A 15,439-nucleotide genomic window follows, 5' to 3' on the forward strand; every position below is an offset into this window, starting at 1 on the left:
TAGAACTCAGCCTCGCTCGTGCGAGGCTTTTTTCGTTTTGGGCAATAAAAAACCGCCCTTGCCGCGATCCGGGGAGACTTTGGCAAAGGGCGGTTCTGTGGCGCCGCATCGGGGAGACCGGCGCCTGCTACTGTTAGCGGCGGATCAGCGGGCAACCGCGAACGTTCGCAAAGGTCATTCTATCAAGGCCACGGCGGTCACGACCGGTGACGACGACGCGGCGCGGCGTAACGGCAGTGATGCGCACATCGCGCAGGCCGCTCCAGCGCGCCTTGCGCACGGCTTCCATCGGCGAGCAACCGCGCATCGGCGGACGATACTGGACATCGACGGTGGCGGCGCGGTCAGCACCGGCTGCGGAAGCCGCCGTGGTGCCGAACGGAATCGAAGCGATGGCAAGCAATGCTGCAAAGGAAGCCTTGGCAATAAAGGTGGTCATGGGGTTTTCCTCGTTTCATGTGGCGGTCGAAGCTCCCTTGCGGGGATGATTCGACAATAGAGAGCTAATTCTGAATGGTGTTCGAATTGCGCATTCAGTTTCGGTTCAGCCACTGAAATGAAACAGGATTTCGCGATGATGGGACCGGTCGCGGTGTTCGAAAAGATAGATCCCCTGCCATGTCCCAAGCCCCAGCCGGCCATTGATCACGGGGATGCCGATCGACACCTGCGTCAGTGCCGACTTGATATGGGCCGGCATGTCGTCAGGCCCTTCCATCGTGTGGACGACCCAGCGCATCGACGGATCCGATGTCGGCGGCACGAGGCGGGCGAAGAAGGCCTTCAGGTCGGTGCGCACGTCGGGATCGGCATTTTCCTGGATCAGCAGCGAGCAGGACGTGTGCCGCACGAAGACGGTCAGCAACCCCTCTTCCGCATCCTGCGCCCACACGAAAGCCTCGGCCTCGCCGGTGAATTCATAGAGGCCCTGGCCGCGGGTTGCGACCGTGATTGACGTGACTGGCATGCGAAAGGCTCCGGTTATCAGCTCCGGGTCACCTGTAGCTCCGCATGCCCCATGTCAATGGCGTCTAGAGGCGCAGCAGCTCCTTGAAGCCGCCATAGATCATCCGCTTGCCGTCGAATGGCATCTGCCACTTGTCGCCTTCCAGCCTGGGATCGGCCATCACCTTCTTGTTGATCTCGTCGCGCACCTCGCGGGACGGATATAGGATCCAGGAAAACACGGCGATCTCGTCTTCCTTGAGATGCACCGCCCGCGGGAAGGACGTCACCTCGCCATAGGGCACGTCGTCGCCGACGCATTCGACATATTCCAGCGCCCCGAATTCCTTCCAGATCGCTCCGGCATAGGCGGAGAACTCCTTGTAGGCCTCGAGCTTGTCTTTCGGCACGGGAACGATGAAACCATCCACATAAGCCATTTCTCTTCCTCCTTTTCGTCTGTCGACGGACATAGGACGATTGACGCCCCGTCAAACCGACAGACCGGAAAAAAGAAAAACGCGGACCGGCTATCCCTGCAGCGTCTTCACCTTGGCAAGGTCAGGGAAGAGCCGCGTCCAGAGCAGCACGACCACGATCGTGCCGACGCCGCCGATGATGCCTGCGGCGACCGGCCCCATGAAGCCCGCCAGCATGCCGGATTCGAATTCGCCGAGCTGGTTCGAAGTGCCGATGAACAGCGAGTTGACGGCGTTGACGCGGCCGCGCATCTCGTCCGGCGTCAGCAGCTGCACCAGCGAACTGCGCACCACGACGCTGACCGTATCGGACGCCCCGACGACCAGCAGCGCCACCACCGACAACGCGATATTGGTCGAGACGGCAAAGACGATCGTCGCCAGCCCGAAGACGGCGACGGCGGCGAACATCTTCCTGCCGACATTGCTGCTCAGCGGACGCCGCGCCAGCACGATCGACATGGCAAGCGCCCCGATGGCAGGTGCTGCACGCAAGAGGCCAAGCCCCCACGGACCGGCATGCAGGATGTCGCGGGCAAACATCGGCAGCAGCGCCGTGGCGCCGCCGAGCAGAACCGCGAACAGATCGAGCGAGATCGTCCCCAGCATCACCGGCCGGCTCTTGATGAAGGACACCCCGGCAAACACCGAGGTCAGCGTCACCGGCTCACGCTTCGATGGCGTCCAGCTCATGCGGATCGAGATGACGTTGATACTGGCGGCCGTAAACATCACCGCCGAAACCGCAAACGGCGCCACCGGATGCGCGCCATAGAGCAGACCGCCGAGCGACGGGCCGATGATCAGCGCCGTCTGCATCATCGAGGTCGAGGTTGCGACCGCCCGCTGCAACATCGAGGATGGCACGATATTCGGCAGCAGTGCCGCCATCGTCGGCCGCTCGAAGGCGACCGTCGCCCCCATGATCGTCACCGCGACGAGAATGCCTGCCGGCGTCAGCCAATCCTGCCATGTGGCGATCGCCAGCACCGCGGCGGTGACCGCCTCGATCAGCTGGCAGATCAGCCCGATCCGCCGCCGGTCGAACCGGTCTGCGACATGGCCGACGACGAAGGTCAGCACCACCATCGGCAGGAACTGGCAAAGCCCGACAAGCGCCAGCGCAAAGGCGCTATGCGTCTTGTCGTAAATCATCCAGCCCATCGCGATTGCGGCACACTGGAACGAAAGCGACGAGAAGACGCGCGAGGCGGCGAAATTGAGATAGCCGGGGTGCTTGAGAACGCTGTCCCGGGGAGCGTGAACTGTGTCCATTTGGAAACTTCCGGCCGGCGGAACCCACGGGCCATTGATAGGAATTTTATAAGCCCCTGTTCTGCCTCTATGAACCCGATGTCAACTGCGGCGAAAGTGCACTACCGATTTGGGGATTCGGGACGATTGTCTCGATCGCGACAAAGCATTTAAGCAATCGTTGAAAGAAAGCGCCATTGCGCCATATTCTGACGCAATCGGAATGGCGCTTGCACGCCCTGTGCAGGCTCAATGTGCTTGCTGGCAGACGCGGTGCTGCCAGCGCCCGGGTTCACGTTGCACCGCGACCAGAGGGAACAAAAAAATGAAAGCACTTTTGGCTTCTACCGTCCTTGCTGCCGGCCTGTTGGCTATGGGCGGCGCAGCATCCGCTGCTGAATGCGGCAATGTCACGATCGCAAGCATGAACTGGCAGTCTGCCGAAGTTGCTGCAAATCTCGACAAGGTCATTCTCGAAACCGGTTACGGCTGCACCGCCGAAATCGTCACCGGCGACACGGTGCCGACGCTGACCTCGATGGCTGAAAAGGGCGAGCCCGATATCGCGCCGGAAGCCTGGGTCAGCCTGCAGCCGGAACTCGTCAAGCGCGGCCTCGAAGGCGGCAAGGTCGTCGCCGCCGCCAAGATTCTCTCCGACGGCGCCATCCAGGGCTGGTGGATCCCCAAGTATGTCGCCGACGCCCACCCTGACATCAAGACCATTCCCGATCTCTTCAAGCACCCGGAACTGTTCCCGGCCCCTGAAGACAAGAGCAAGGGCGCCGTCTTCAACGGCCCGCAGGGCTGGGGCGGCACGGTTGTCACCACGCAGCTCTTCAAGGCGAACGGCGGCGACAAGGCCAACTTCACGCTCGTCGACACCGGCTCGGCCGCCGGCCTCGACGGCTCGATCGCCAAGGCCTATGAAGGCAAGCAGCCGTGGGTTGGCTATTACTGGGCGCCGACTTCGCTGCTCGGCAAGTATGAGATGGTAAAGCTCGGCTTCGGTGTCGATTATGATGCGGCCGAATGGAAGCGCTGCACCTCGATCGCCGACTGCGCCGATCCCAAGCCGAACGCCTGGCCGTCCGACGACGTTCAGACCCTCGTCAGCAAGAGCTTCGCTGATCGCGCCGGTCCTGCCATGGACTACCTCAACAAGCGCGCCTGGACCAACGACACGGTCAACAAGCTGATCGCCTGGATGAGCGACAACCAGGCGACCGGTGAAGACGGTGCGAAGCACTTCCTCAAGGAAAACGGCGATCTCTGGACCAAGTGGGTCTCCCCCGAAGTCGCAGAGAAGATCAAGGCTTCTCTCTGATCCCCGATATTTCGCAAGCGAGCGGCGTCTTGACACCACGACGCCGCCCGCCCGATGTTTTCAAGCGACGCCGGTAAGAAATGGGCCGCCGCTGCTTTTGCCATGGGGACCGACATGGATTGGCTTTGGAAATTTCCAACGATGAACGACGATATGCTGCGCGACCTGAAAAGGGCCGTGGATGAAGGCTTTCGCGGCTTCACCCGCGCCTATGGCGACAGCATCGAAGGGCTCTTCAGCCCGCTGCAAAGTTTCCTGATCTGGGCCGAAAGGCTTCTCACCGGCGCACCATGGCCGGTGGTCATCCTTGCCGTTGCCGCCATCGCCTGGGTAGCGAGCCGCAGCTGGAAGATCGTCGCCGGCTGTGTGGTGACACTGCTTCTGATCGGCTGGTTCGACATGTGGCAGGACACGATGAAAACGGTATCGATGATCTTCGTCTGTACGGTTCTGTCGATCGTCATCGGCATTCCGATCGGCATCGGCATGTCGCGCTCGAACCGCATGCAGAACATCGTCAATCCGGTGCTCGACGTCATGCAGACCATGCCGAGCTTCGTCTACCTGATCCCCGTCGTCATGCTGCTCGGCATCGGCCGCGTGCCCGGCGTCATCGCGGTCGTCATCTACGCCCTCCCCCCGATGATCCGCCTCACCAATCTCGGCATCCGCATGGTCGACAAGGATGTGCTCGAAGCCGCCGACGCCTTCGGCTCCTCCAGCTGGCAGAAACTGCGCAACGTCCAGCTGCCACTCGCGCTGCCGACCATCATGGCCGGCATCAACCAGACCATCATGATGGCGCTCGCCATGGTCGTCATCGCCTCGATGATCGGCGTCCAGGGCCTCGGCCAGCCGGTGCTGAAGGCGATCGCCAACCAGTATTTCACCCTCGGCGTCTTCAACGGTCTCGCCATCGTCGGCATCGCCATCATCTTCGACCGCATCAGCCAGGCCTACGGTCTGCGCCTGCAGAAGCACCGGGAAATCGTGCATGGCTAGTCAATCGATCGAAATCCGCAATCTCTACAAGATCTTCGGTCCGCGCGGCCGCGACTTCGTGGAAGCGGTCACCAAGGGGATGTCGAAAACCGAGCTCAACAAGGAGCACGGCCACGTTCTCGGTCTGAAGGACATCAACATCCATATCCCCGGCGGCAGTATCACCGTCATCATGGGGCTTTCAGGCTCCGGCAAGTCGACGCTGATCCGCCACATCAACCGGCTGATCGACCCGACATCGGGCGAAGTGCTCTATGGCGGCACCGACGTCTGTCAGATGAACGAGGAAGAACTTCGCGAATTCCGCCGCCACAAGACGGCGATGGTCTTCCAGAAATTCGGCCTTCTGCCACACCGCACGGTGCTGCAAAACACCGTCTACGGCCTGGAAATCCAGGGGGTGCCGAAGGCCGAGCGCGAGGCCCGTGCTGATATCTGGATCAAGCGGGTGGGTTTGGAAGGCTTTTCCAATCACTACCCGAACCAGCTGTCCGGCGGCATGCAGCAGCGCGTCGGCCTCGCCCGCGCATTGACCAACGACGCAGACATCCTCCTCATGGACGAAGCCTATTCGGCGCTCGATCCGCTGATCCGCGTCGATATGCAGACCGTGCTTCTTGAGCTGCAGCGGGAATTGAAGAAGACCGTCGTCTTCATCACCCACGATCTCGACGAGGCGCTACGCCTCGGCGACAAGATCGCCATCCTGCGCGACGGCGAGGTCATCCAGCAGGGCACGGCGGCCGATATCGTGCTGAGCCCCGCCGACGACTACATCAAGGCCTTCGTCAAGGAAGTGAACCGCGGCCGGGTCATCCGCATCGACGCGCTGATGGAGCCGCTCAGCAACCCCGCAGGCGACTCGTCGGTCCGGATTCCCGGCAGCTACAATGTCGAGGAAGCCATGCGCATGATGACGGAAAACAACGCCACGCAGGCGACCGTCATCGGCGAGAGCGGCACACCCGCCGGCCGCGTCTCGCTGGAAGGCCTGGTGCGCTGTCTCGTCCGGACGAACTGAACGCGATGCGCGGCGCCAAGTCGCGCATCGTCACCCCGCGTCAGAACTGCCCGGCTTCGGGCACCTGCAGCTCCTCGATGGAATCGACGCGATCCGGATAGAAGGCCATATGGTCCTTGATCTCGCTGACCGCAGGGTTCGGCGTCTCATAGGTCCAGATAGCATTCTTCGAGCGATCCCCACCCAGCACGATGCTGTAATAGGAAGCATCGCCCTTATACGGGCAATGGGTCGAATGATCGGTGCGCGCCAGCAGCGACATGTCGATATCCTTGCGGGGAATATACTGCACCGGCGGATAGGACGCCTCGCGCAGCGTCAGCGCATCATGCGTATCGGCAACCACCTTGCCGCCGATTTTCACAACGATACGGGCCGGATTGTGCTCGACGCTGATCGGATGATCGGGTCCGGGAATCTTGACGGGCCTGCCTGACATGGGTGCCTCCAATGGATTGATCCATGGAGAGATAGGGAGGACTTGTGAGATGCCCAAGGGGCGGGAGTGCCGGACACGCCGATTGTGAGCGGAGAGCGCTCCCCCAACCTCCCCCTCATTCCTGTGCTTGTCACAGGAATCTAGCCGGCCCAAGTCCTTGGGTCGAAAGGACTCTTCCCACCGCCCAGACGCGCGGTGACTGGATTCCTGTGACAAGCACAGGAATGAGGGGGTACCCTGAGAGGCGCCCCCCCGCAAAATCAAACTCCGTGTCAGTATCCCATCAAGCCCAACGATCCAGCCCAAGCAGCTTCCGCCCCAGCGGCGTCAGTTCCGCCGTCGTCGCATTGTGCTTCTCCCATTCGCGCGGGTCGCCCGGGAAGGCGTCGCGCTTCGGGCTGTCGAGCTCGCGCCACAGGCGGATGCGCTCGTCGCGTTCCTCGGCATTGTCGTATTCGGCCGGATGCATGGAGATGTACTGCGCCATGCGGACGCGGTTGTCGGAATGGTTCGGGCGCACACCATGGGCCAGCAGCGAATTGAAGATCATCAGGTCGCCGGGCTCCATCGAGATATTCTCGGTCGACAGACCGGTCATGTCAGGATGCATCGGATCGCGGTCCGCAGGCTGTGTCTTCACCCATTCCTCGTAATGCTCGAAGAGATAGGGAACGCACTGGAAGCCGCCGACATCTCCGTCCTGCTTCTTCAGGCTGAGAACCGCCTGGACGCCGATCGGCAGAGGGTCGATCGAGGTATCGACATCCCAATGGATGAAGCCGTTCGGATGGCCCTTGACCTTCTTCGGCGGATTGAGGTTGGCGCGGTCGATCGTCACCCACAGGTCCTCGCGGTCCCAGATGTCGACGAACACGTCGTAGACGCGCTTCTCCATCCGGTTGTCCCACAGCGCCTGGTGATTGTAGATCTCCAGCATGCCGGTATTGTTGAGTTCCTTCATCTTGTGCTCGCGGCGCTGCGGCGCGTACCAGGTCGAAGGATCGTTCGGGTCCTTCTCGTCAAAACGCCAGAGCACTTCCACAAGCCGCTCGACATTCTCCGCAGGCACCGCCTGACGGACAATGACGTAGCCCTTCTTCGTCCAGTGCTGCCAGTCCGCCTCCGAGAGCACGCGAAGCGGAAGCTTCTTCTTGATATCCTTGAGCTGCGTGGTGACCGAACCTGCGGTCGGATGCGCGTCGCGCTTCATGGCTGTCTGCTGCATGTCTCTCTCCCATTGCGGTAATCCCTGTCGGTTCAGGCGATGGAGAGAGTGTAGCTGCAGCGTGGCAGCAATGTTGCCTGCCTATGGCCTATTCTGATACTATTTTGGCGTCGTCAACGTGATCAGCGCCCGATGAGACCCTATCTCGAAGTCCTCCCCCGCCAATCCGATGTCAGCTGGCCGATGCTGAACCGGCGGCTCGACGATGCCATTCCCTTCGTCTGGCACCACCATCCAGAATTCGAACTGACGCTCACGCTCAATTCCATCGGCCAGCGCTTCATCGGCGATCACACCGGCGAGTATGAGGATGGCGACCTCGTTCTCGTCGGCCCCAACCTGCCCCACACCTGGGCGTCACGCGAAAAGCTTGATCCGGCCGCACCGCACCGCGCCCTAGTTCTCTGGTTTCACCCGGACTGGATGCGGCAGATGACGGCGGGCGCGGTCGAGCTTCGGCCGATCGAACAGCTGATGGCCCGCGGCCAGAACGGCCTGCAGTTTTCGAAAGAGACTGGAATGACTGTCCGCGCCCAGTTCGAAACCATCTTCGACCGGCCACCGGCCGAGCGCCTGCTCTCGCTGCTGTCGATCCTCACCCAGGTCGCCACCGACCGCCAGGCAGCGCCGCTTGCCAGCGCGCCCGGCCAGCAGCCGGCGCTGCAGGAGAGCCGCGAGCGCATCGACCGGGTGCTCACCCACCTTCATCTGAATTATGCGCGGCCGCTCGGGCTCGAGGAGCTTGCCGATATCGCCGCTCTCAGCGTATCGGGCCTGCACCGGATGTTCCGCCGCCATACCGGCACGACGGTCAGCGACTATCTGATCCGCATGCGGATCGGCGATGCCTGCGCCCGCCTCTCCTCGACCAGCCAGCCGGTCGCCCATATCGCCGATGCCGTCGGCTATGCCTCGCTTGCCAATTTCAATCGCCAGTTCCGCGCCGAAAAGGGCATGACGCCGCGCGATTACCGCGCCCATTTCCGCCGCGACGAAGGCTAGACGGTCCCGCGCCTGCGACCGGCCAAGCCAAGCCCTGCGACCGCCGCCAGCACGGCACCGATGCCGATGACCTGGTTGAGACTGACGGGTTCGCCGAGCAGCATAAAGGCGAAGATAACGGCCGAGACAGGGGCTACGGCGGTGAACAGCGAGGCTTCCGAGCCGCTGACCCTTTCGGCCCCGGCATACCACAGCATGAACCCCGCCACCGTCGGCACCAGGGCGTAGTAGAGCACGGAAAGCAGCGCCGTTCCTGACGCCGCCGAAATCGCGTGGCTTTCGAACAGCGCCGGGATGGCAGCAGCCACAAGGCCGATCGCCGCCATCAGCGACGATTGCGCCAGAGGCGGAATGGCAGTCGCAAGCCGCTTGTTGAGCAGAATGAACAGCCCCTCGCAGAGAACCGCGCCGGCGATCATGACGTCACCGACAAGAGACCCACGACCGGCGCCGGGCGCAAAGACGATCGACAGCACACCGGCCGCAGCAAGGCCGATCGCCAGCAGCAGAAAGCGATCCGGCCGCTCGCCGAGCAGCAGGATGGAGATGGCAGCCGAGACGACCGGCAGTGTTCCGATGATGACTCCGGCATTGGCGGCCGAAGTGATAGACAGCCCCGAGATCAACAGTGTCGTATAGCCGACGCTGCCCGCTGCCGCCTGGATGACGAGGATACCCCAGTCGTGGCGCGGCAGCCGCGGAAACCGTGTCCCGGTTGCCCGCATCAGAAGCAGGAAGAACGGCAGTGCCGCAGCAAAGCGCAGCGCCGTCGCCGTGAACGGCGGTAAGCCCGCCGCAATCAGTTTGCTGGCGATCACGGTGCTGCCGACCGTCGTCATCGCCAATGTCAGATAGAGATAACCCTGCTGCTGCCGTGTCATGTCCTGCTCCCTGGATCGAAGCCAGATGAGCGGGAAAGCAGGCCGGGGTCTTGAAGGAAATTGCAGGCTATCTGGAAGCGCCGCGGGCATAGATGCCGGGAGAGAGCCCGTAGCGCGCCGTAAAGGCCCGCGTCATATGGCTCTGATCGGCAAAGCCGCTGGCCGCCGCCACCTCGGCAAGCGGCATCTTCCGGCCGATCAACCGCCTCGCCAGATGCACCCGCGCCTGAACCAGATAGGCATGCGGCGTGAGACCGGTGGCGCGGCTGAAGGCCCGCACCAGCTGAAAACGGCTGAGCCCGCTTTCCAGCGCCAATGCGGCAAGCGAGACCGGTGCTGCCGGATCGTCATCGATCAGCGACCGGGCGCGGCCGACAGAGGCAGGAATCGGCGCGGCATCCGCAGTCTGGCGCCCTTCCCGCAGAATATCGGCCGTCAGCGTCACCAGAAGTTCGTCTGAGCGCAGCGGCTCCCCGCTGCCGGTGACGGCCGAAAACAGCGCCAGGAAGCGCTGGGCCATCCGGTTGTCGCGAAGCACGGGATGCGGAATTTCGCAGCGCCGCGATCCACCCTCCGCCGCTTCCATGGCGAGATCGCCGAAGACGCCGGGATCGAAATAAAGGATACGCCACGCCCTGTCCTCGCCGAGCGGCATGCCATCGTGAACTTCATTGGGATTGACGGTGATGATATCGCCTGCTTCGGCCTCGACCATGCCGCGGCCGCTCAGCGATTTCTGGGCGCCGCGATGGATCAGCCCGATCCCGAACTGCTCATGCGTATGGCGCGCGAAACTCTGCCGGCTCACCGCCTCGACAGCGTCGATACCTGATACCGCCGAGCGGTACATTCTGAACTCGCCATCCATGCTGCACTCTCCGCAATAGCCAAGAGTGCCAGCCACCGGATGGCGGCGCAAGGTTCAGATGATCAGTGGACCGTCTGCGGGCCGAATTCCTGGGAAAGGATCTGCAGCGCATCTTCAAGGGCTGCGACAAGGATGTCGGTCAGTTCGTCCGACTTGTTTTCGATAAAAGCCAGAGCCACGGCTTCATCCTGGGATTCGAGGAAGTGCTCGACATCGTTCGACATATCATCGTCCTTTCATTCACCGGAACATCGGCGATTGCAGGAGAATACGGGGGCTGTCTTGCGCAAAGCTGGCGCTATTCCGGAAAGCGGCGGCTGCGCCATTCGCTGCGCGGCACCGCATTGCCGACATCGAGCGCAAAGGACACGACTTCGGTCGCGGCGTCATTGACCTCACAACGGAAGCGCACGTCATACCAGGTCTCGGCCGTCCGGAAGGCGCCGCGTTTCACATCGAGAACGGTACCCTTCGCCAACGCGTACATCGGCACGATGACGGGACGATAGGCGGGCGATCCGTGAACCAGCTGCTCGCGCAGTTCGGTGCTGCAGAGCTGCGCAGCGCGGCGGCCGCGCGGAATACCGTTCATTGCTGTACTCGCCACCTGATCGCCGTCGTCATCCTGCGAAAACAACGTCTTTGCTTCGGCAAGACCGTCCTTCGGCGCATCCGGCTTCGCGGCGTCAACGGGCTTTTCGACAGGCTTTGCCTGCTCGATGCTGGTCATCGCCGTGCCCGAAGCATCGATCTCAGGGCCGTTGTTCTCCGAATGCGCGTCGGCGATATCCACCTGCGGCAGATTGATGTCGTCGGGCACCGGCTTGGCAGGCGGCTCCTTGGCGCCATCGGGCTTGTCGCCGGCATCGGCCTTGGGTTTCGGCTCGCCCGCGGCATCCTCATGGGTTGGCGCGCTGGTGGCAGGCTTGGCTTCGCCCTCGGCGCTATTGCCGGTATCGGACTTCTTCGGGCCGCTATCCTTGTCGCCGAACTGGAAGACCGGGCGGAGCACAGGCATGGGCGAACCCTCCCCCTGCTTGCCGTCAGCCTGCTTGTTTGCGGCGTCCTGCTCGGCCTTCGGCGGTTCGGCTTTCGGCTCCTCGGCCTTCTTCTCTTCCGGCGGCGGCGGAGGTGGTGGCGGCGGAGGCGGCTCCTGCTTTGCCTGCTCTTCCGGTTTTTTCTCTTCCGGAGGCGGCGGTGGGGGCTCTTCCTTCTTGACCTGCTCCTCGGCCTTCTTTTCCTCAGGCGGAGGGGGCGGCGGCGGTTCCTGCTTCGCCTCCTCCTGCGGCTTCTTCTCTTCCGGTGGCGGCGGAGGTGGCGGCTCTTCCTTCTTCGCCTGCTCTTCCGGCTTCTTCTCCTCGGGCTTCGGCGGCTCGGGTTTCGGTTCTTCTTTCTTCTCTTCCGGCGGCGGCACCATTTCGACCTGCACAGCCTCTTCCTGCTGCGGCTCAGGCTGCGGCGTCGGAAGCTTCACCAGAAGCACGGCAGCGACCAGCACATGCAGCGCAACCGATGCCGCCACACCCCAACTGATCCCTGCCAAATGCTTCTTCGATAGCTTCTGCATTGCACCTAAAACCGCTTGATGCCGATGTGGCGTCAAAAGCAGGCAGCATCAAGCCGCAAAACGAAAAGATGCATGATTTCCAGCGAATATGACGGGGTTAGTCTGCCGGACCGTCGTCGGCCACGAGATTGTGATCCCGCCAGAGGTTGCGCGGAATGGGATCGCCGGCGGCAAAGGCAAACGAGCGCACCACGCCGGAAGCAATATCGACCTCGCAGTGGAAACGGATCGCGTACCACATCCTCCCGCTGCGAAACGCGCCGCCTTCGACATCGATGCTGCCGCCCCTGATCTTTTCCGGTGCCATGGCATAGGGCGCGATTGCATCGGGGCTGACCCCCGGCCGCGACCGGCGCAGCTGTTCCATCGCCTCGAGCCCGCAAAGCTGCAGATTGCGTTCGTCACCGGAAAGCTGGCGCAGCGCCGCCTTGGCCTTTCTGCTGCGGGGATCGCTGAGCGTCCGGCCGGAGAACAGCTGGCTCGCTTGCACCAACGCATCGGCAGGCGGATCGATCTTGATCACCGGCGGCTGTAGCGGCCTGAAGACTGGGACGGCGGGTGAAGGCTCTGCGGGAACTGTACCCGCTTCGGTTTCCTGCGGAGCAGGATCAGCGCGGCGTTCAGAAGGCATATCCGCAGGCGGCGCCGGGACGATATCGACACTGACGCTATCCTCGCCAGAGGCATTGAAAATCGCAGGCCTCGGCAGATAGACGAGCAGCAAGGCGATGAACAGCGCGTGCACCAGCAGGGAAGCCGGAGCGCCCCAGTTGAAACCCGCCTCTGGCTGTCGCCCGGCCCACGCCACCGGTCATCCCGCCATTGTCTTTGGATGCGACGTGATCGTCATGCACTGCGGCCCGTTGTTTGCTGGAACTCCGGCCATCCTCTGCCGAATTGTGGCATGACGGCGGCAGGCAAACGCCTTAGTTGCACCCGGCCCAAAAGAAAAGCCCGGCACATGGCCGGGCTTTGTATGTCGTGACGCCGTCCGCTCAGCTGTCGAGGAACGAGCGCAGCTTGCGCGAGCGGCTCGGGTGCTTGAGCTTGCGCAGCGCCTTCGCTTCGATCTGGCGGATACGTTCGCGGGTAACCGAGAACTGCTGGCCGACTTCTTCGAGCGTGTGGTCGGTGTTCATGCCGATGCCGAAACGCATGCGAAGAACACGTTCTTCGCGCGGCGTCAGCGAGGCCAGAACGCGGGTCGTCGTCTCGCGCAGGTTCGCCTGAATGGCGGCGTCGATCGGCAGAAGCGCGTTCTTGTCCTCGATGAAATCGCCGAGGTGTGAATCCTCTTCGTCACCCACAGGGGTTTCGAGCGAGATCGGTTCCTTGGCGATCTTCAGGACCTTGCGGACCTTTTCGAGCGGCATGGCAAGCTTTTCGGCCAGTTCTTCCGGCGTCGGCTCGCGGCCGATTTCGTGCAGCATCTGGCGCGAGGTACGAACGATCTTGTTGATCGTTTCGATCATGTGCACCGGAATACGGATCGTGCGGGCCTGGTCGGCGATCGAGCGGGTGATCGCCTGACGGATCCACCACGTCGCATAGGTCGAGAACTTGTAACCACGGCGGTACTCGAACTTGTCGACCGCCTTCATCAGGCCGATATTGCCTTCCTGAATGAGGTCGAGGAACTGCAGGCCGCGGTTCGTGTACTTCTTGGCGATGGAGATCACGAGGCGAAGATTCGCTTCGACCATTTCCTTCTTGGCGATACGCGCTTCGCGCTCGCCCTTCTGCACCATATGCACGATACGGCGGAATTCCGAGATCGAGATGCCGGTTTCGGTCGCCAGATTCTGGATTTCCTGGCGGATGTCGCGGATCGTCGTGTTTTCGCCCTTGGCGAATTCCTTCCAGCCGCGGGCGGCCAGATTGGCGATCGACTTCATCCAGTTCGGGTCGAGCTCGGCACCCTGGTACTGTTCCAGGAACGAGTCACGCTTGACGCCGTAGGATTCGGCCAGACGCAGCAGGCGGCCTTCGTTCTGAACGAGACGCTTGTTGATGTCGTAGAGCTGCTCGACCAGAGCCTCGATGCGGTTCTGGTTCAAGGACAGCGACTTGACGGCCTTGATCAGCTCATCCTTGAGCTCCTTGTAGCGGCGCTCCTGCGCCGACGACAGCGTACCCGTCGCGGCAAGACGCTGCTCGACCTGCTGGTCCTGCAGCTTGCGCAGCTTCTTGTAGGTCTCGGCGATCAGGTCGAGAGTTTCCATGACCTGCGGGCGCAGCTCGGCTTCCATCGCGGCCAGCGAAAGGTTGGACTCGTCTTCGTCCTCTTCCTCTTCCTCGATCGGCATGCCTTCGCCGCCGACATCGGTGATGTCGTCGTCGCCGGTGCGGGCGCGGCGGGTCTTTTCCTTCTCTTCGGCAGCCTTTCGGTCCGCCTCGATCTTTTCAGGGCTCTGGAACTGCGGCGCAGCCTTGGCTTCCGGACCCGAATAGGTCGTTTCGAGATCGATGATCTCGCGCAGCAGCGTCGTGCCTTCGTTCAGTTCGTCGCGCCAGATGATGATGGCCTGGAAGGTCAGCGGGCTCTCGCAGAGACCGGCGATCATCGTTTCGCGGCCGGCCTCGATGCGCTTGGCGATGGCGATTTCGCCTTCGCGCGACAAAAGCTCGACGGAACCCATTTCGCGCAGATACATGCGCACCGGATCGTCGGTACGATCGGTCGGTTCCTTCTTCTTCGCCGTCGCAAGCGCGGTGCCGCTCGAAGGCGCGAGTTCGCCGCCCTCGTTGTCGTCATCGCTGCCGCTATCGTCGTCGTCGCTGTTGCCGCCGCCCTGGGCTTCTTCAGCTTCTTCGTCTTCGATCACGTTGATGCCCATGTCGGAGAGCATCGACATCGTGTCTTCGATCTGTTCGGACGTCACTTCCTCGGACGGAAGAACGGCATTTAGCTCGTCCATCGTCACATAGCCGCGCTTTTTCGCGGCCTTGATCATCTTCTTGACCGCGTCATCGGAAAGATCGAGAAGAGGGCCGTCGGTTGCGCCGTCGCGTTCGACTTCCGCTTCTTCGTTCTCTTTGACCTTCGTTGCCATTTATGTCGTCGCCTTCCTGACGCTATTCAAACTCGCTGGTGATGGCCGCTACGAGACTGCGTGCAACCGCCGGTCTCGAATCACCAATTACCCACCTAACGGGATGACCTTTAAAGCCTGATTAACCACGATTGCCGGCGCCGGATGACAGAGCTTCAATGCTTCTAAATTTCCGGCCATGGTTTGTGCGATCCGCCTTGACCCAAGTTCACCGCTTTAAGTCGAACGGTGATTCCCACAATTTTTCATCTCGTCAAGCTTTTCCACAAAAAAAGCTGCCGAAAACACGGAAAATGCCTTATCCACAGGCTGACGAACCGCTTAAGCGATTGCCAGCCTTAGATAGGATGTCACCAGTGAAAGACAAGGGCGTAAAGCT

General features: G+C 62.0%; 16 protein-coding genes. 4 read left to right on the plus strand and 12 right to left on the minus strand.

Features of this window, described 5'->3' with window-relative positions:
- Nucleotides 1-133: 133 nt before the first annotated feature.
- The 4 genes from AC1DV9_RS16360 to AC1DV9_RS16375 all read right to left on the minus strand — a co-directional run bounded on the left by AC1DV9_RS16360 (nt 134) and on the right by AC1DV9_RS16375 (nt 2,699).
- Nucleotides 134-439: a hypothetical protein gene (locus AC1DV9_RS16360; protein WP_112515811.1), complete on the minus strand. Its 306-nt coding sequence runs from the start codon at nt 437-439 to the stop codon at nt 134-136.
- Between the two features lie 105 nt (nt 440-544).
- Complete coding sequence (locus AC1DV9_RS16365) at nt 545-967, minus strand: secondary thiamine-phosphate synthase enzyme YjbQ (RefSeq protein ID WP_112515810.1); 423 nt, start codon at nt 965-967, stop codon at nt 545-547.
- Nucleotides 968-1,031: 64 nt separating this feature from the next.
- On the minus strand, nt 1,032-1,385 hold the full coding sequence (locus AC1DV9_RS16370; protein WP_112386905.1) for a DUF1428 domain-containing protein: 354 nt from the start codon (nt 1,383-1,385) through the stop codon (nt 1,032-1,034).
- A 90-nt stretch (nt 1,386-1,475) separates the two neighbouring features.
- Nucleotides 1,476-2,699: an MFS transporter gene (locus AC1DV9_RS16375; protein ID WP_477949122.1), complete on the minus strand. Its 1,224-nt coding sequence runs from the start codon at nt 2,697-2,699 to the stop codon at nt 1,476-1,478.
- 304 nt (nt 2,700-3,003) lie between these two features.
- Here AC1DV9_RS16375 and AC1DV9_RS16380 point away from each other — a divergent pair, with 304 nt between their 5' ends.
- The 3 genes from AC1DV9_RS16380 to AC1DV9_RS16390 all read left to right on the plus strand — a co-directional run bounded on the left by AC1DV9_RS16380 (nt 3,004) and on the right by AC1DV9_RS16390 (nt 6,025).
- Complete coding sequence (locus AC1DV9_RS16380) at nt 3,004-4,002, plus strand: ABC transporter substrate-binding protein (protein WP_112386903.1); 999 nt, start codon at nt 3,004-3,006, stop codon at nt 4,000-4,002.
- Between the two features lie 114 nt (nt 4,003-4,116).
- Nucleotides 4,117-5,004: an ABC transporter permease gene (locus AC1DV9_RS16385; RefSeq protein ID WP_112387442.1), complete on the plus strand. Its 888-nt coding sequence runs from the start codon at nt 4,117-4,119 to the stop codon at nt 5,002-5,004.
- Nucleotides 4,997-6,025: a quaternary amine ABC transporter ATP-binding protein gene (locus AC1DV9_RS16390; RefSeq protein WP_477949124.1), complete on the plus strand. Its 1,029-nt coding sequence runs from the start codon at nt 4,997-4,999 to the stop codon at nt 6,023-6,025. The genes AC1DV9_RS16385 and AC1DV9_RS16390 overlap by 8 nt, the downstream gene beginning before the upstream one ends.
- Before the next feature lie 40 nt (nt 6,026-6,065).
- Here AC1DV9_RS16390 and AC1DV9_RS16395 read toward each other — a convergent pair whose 3' ends face one another.
- Both AC1DV9_RS16395 and AC1DV9_RS16400 read right to left on the minus strand, forming a co-directional pair.
- Complete coding sequence (locus AC1DV9_RS16395; protein WP_477949126.1) at nt 6,066-6,464, minus strand: DUF427 domain-containing protein; 399 nt, start codon at nt 6,462-6,464, stop codon at nt 6,066-6,068.
- 283 nt (nt 6,465-6,747) lie between these two features.
- The gene (locus AC1DV9_RS16400; protein ID WP_477949128.1) at nt 6,748-7,689 is read right to left on the minus strand and encodes a phytanoyl-CoA dioxygenase family protein; all 942 of its coding nucleotides are present in this window, start codon (nt 7,687-7,689) and stop codon (nt 6,748-6,750) included.
- Nucleotides 7,690-7,821: 132 nt separating this feature from the next.
- On the opposite strand from AC1DV9_RS16400, the gene AC1DV9_RS16405 reads away from it, so the two are divergent.
- The gene (locus tag AC1DV9_RS16405) at nt 7,822-8,691 is read left to right on the plus strand and encodes a helix-turn-helix domain-containing protein (RefSeq protein ID WP_477949130.1); all 870 of its coding nucleotides are present in this window, start codon (nt 7,822-7,824) and stop codon (nt 8,689-8,691) included.
- Here AC1DV9_RS16405 and AC1DV9_RS16410 read toward each other — a convergent pair.
- The 6 genes from AC1DV9_RS16410 to rpoD all read right to left on the minus strand — a co-directional run bounded on the left by AC1DV9_RS16410 (nt 8,688) and on the right by rpoD (nt 15,060).
- Nucleotides 8,688-9,572 (minus strand): DMT family transporter, encoded by an 885-nt coding sequence (locus tag AC1DV9_RS16410; protein WP_477949132.1) that lies wholly within the window; start codon nt 9,570-9,572, stop codon nt 8,688-8,690. The genes AC1DV9_RS16405 and AC1DV9_RS16410 overlap by 4 nt on opposite strands.
- 67 nt (nt 9,573-9,639) lie before the next feature.
- Nucleotides 9,640-10,440 carry a helix-turn-helix domain-containing protein gene (locus AC1DV9_RS16415; protein WP_477949134.1) on the minus strand — a complete coding sequence of 267 codons (801 nt, stop codon included), beginning with the start codon at nt 10,438-10,440 and terminating at the stop codon, nt 9,640-9,642.
- A gap of 62 nt (nt 10,441-10,502) precedes the next feature.
- The gene (locus AC1DV9_RS16420) at nt 10,503-10,664 is read right to left on the minus strand and encodes a hypothetical protein (protein ID WP_442207817.1); all 162 of its coding nucleotides are present in this window, start codon (nt 10,662-10,664) and stop codon (nt 10,503-10,505) included.
- A gap of 74 nt (nt 10,665-10,738) precedes the next feature.
- A complete protein-coding gene (locus AC1DV9_RS16425; protein WP_477949136.1) occupies nt 10,739-11,983 on the minus strand; it encodes a DUF930 domain-containing protein in 1,245 nt (414 codons plus the stop codon).
- Between the two features lie 121 nt (nt 11,984-12,104).
- Nucleotides 12,105-12,815, minus strand: a complete 711-nt coding sequence (locus AC1DV9_RS16430) for a DUF930 domain-containing protein (RefSeq protein WP_477949138.1) — start codon at nt 12,813-12,815, stop codon at nt 12,105-12,107.
- 187 nt (nt 12,816-13,002) lie between these two features.
- Nucleotides 13,003-15,060, minus strand: coding sequence for an RNA polymerase sigma factor RpoD (gene rpoD, locus AC1DV9_RS16435; RefSeq protein WP_112386334.1), 2,058 nt, complete (start codon nt 15,058-15,060; stop codon nt 13,003-13,005).
- Nucleotides 15,061-15,439: the final 379 nt, after the last annotated feature.

Source organism: Rhizobium sp. 01L410 (assembly GCF_056400165.1).

What these genes read in the sequence shown, in the direction of transcription:
- AC1DV9_RS16360 (WP_112515811.1), bottom strand. Translation starts at nt 439, where the DNA reads ATGACCACCTTTATTGCCAAGGCTTCCTTTGCAGCATTGCTTGCCATC.
- AC1DV9_RS16365 (WP_112515810.1), bottom strand. Translation starts at nt 967, where the DNA reads ATGCCAGTCACGTCAATCACGGTCGCAACCCGCGGCCAGGGCCTCTAT.
- AC1DV9_RS16370 (WP_112386905.1), bottom strand. Translation starts at nt 1,385, where the DNA reads ATGGCTTATGTGGATGGTTTCATCGTTCCCGTGCCGAAAGACAAGCTC.
- AC1DV9_RS16375 (WP_477949122.1), bottom strand. Translation starts at nt 2,699, where the DNA reads ATGGACACAGTTCACGCTCCCCGGGACAGCGTTCTCAAGCACCCCGGC.
- AC1DV9_RS16380 (WP_112386903.1), top strand. Translation starts at nt 3,004, where the DNA reads ATGAAAGCACTTTTGGCTTCTACCGTCCTTGCTGCCGGCCTGTTGGCT.
- AC1DV9_RS16385 (WP_112387442.1), top strand. Translation starts at nt 4,117, where the DNA reads ATGGATTGGCTTTGGAAATTTCCAACGATGAACGACGATATGCTGCGC.
- AC1DV9_RS16390 (WP_477949124.1), top strand. Translation starts at nt 4,997, where the DNA reads ATGGCTAGTCAATCGATCGAAATCCGCAATCTCTACAAGATCTTCGGT.
- AC1DV9_RS16395 (WP_477949126.1), bottom strand. Translation starts at nt 6,464, where the DNA reads ATGTCAGGCAGGCCCGTCAAGATTCCCGGACCCGATCATCCGATCAGC.
- AC1DV9_RS16400 (WP_477949128.1), bottom strand. Translation starts at nt 7,689, where the DNA reads ATGCAGCAGACAGCCATGAAGCGCGACGCGCATCCGACCGCAGGTTCG.
- AC1DV9_RS16405 (WP_477949130.1), top strand. Translation starts at nt 7,822, where the DNA reads ATGAGACCCTATCTCGAAGTCCTCCCCCGCCAATCCGATGTCAGCTGG.
- AC1DV9_RS16410 (WP_477949132.1), bottom strand. Translation starts at nt 9,572, where the DNA reads ATGACACGGCAGCAGCAGGGTTATCTCTATCTGACATTGGCGATGACG.
- AC1DV9_RS16415 (WP_477949134.1), bottom strand. Translation starts at nt 10,440, where the DNA reads ATGGATGGCGAGTTCAGAATGTACCGCTCGGCGGTATCAGGTATCGAC.
- AC1DV9_RS16420 (WP_442207817.1), bottom strand. Translation starts at nt 10,664, where the DNA reads ATGTCGAACGATGTCGAGCACTTCCTCGAATCCCAGGATGAAGCCGTG.
- rpoD (WP_112386334.1), bottom strand. Translation starts at nt 15,060, where the DNA reads ATGGCAACGAAGGTCAAAGAGAACGAAGAAGCGGAAGTCGAACGCGAC.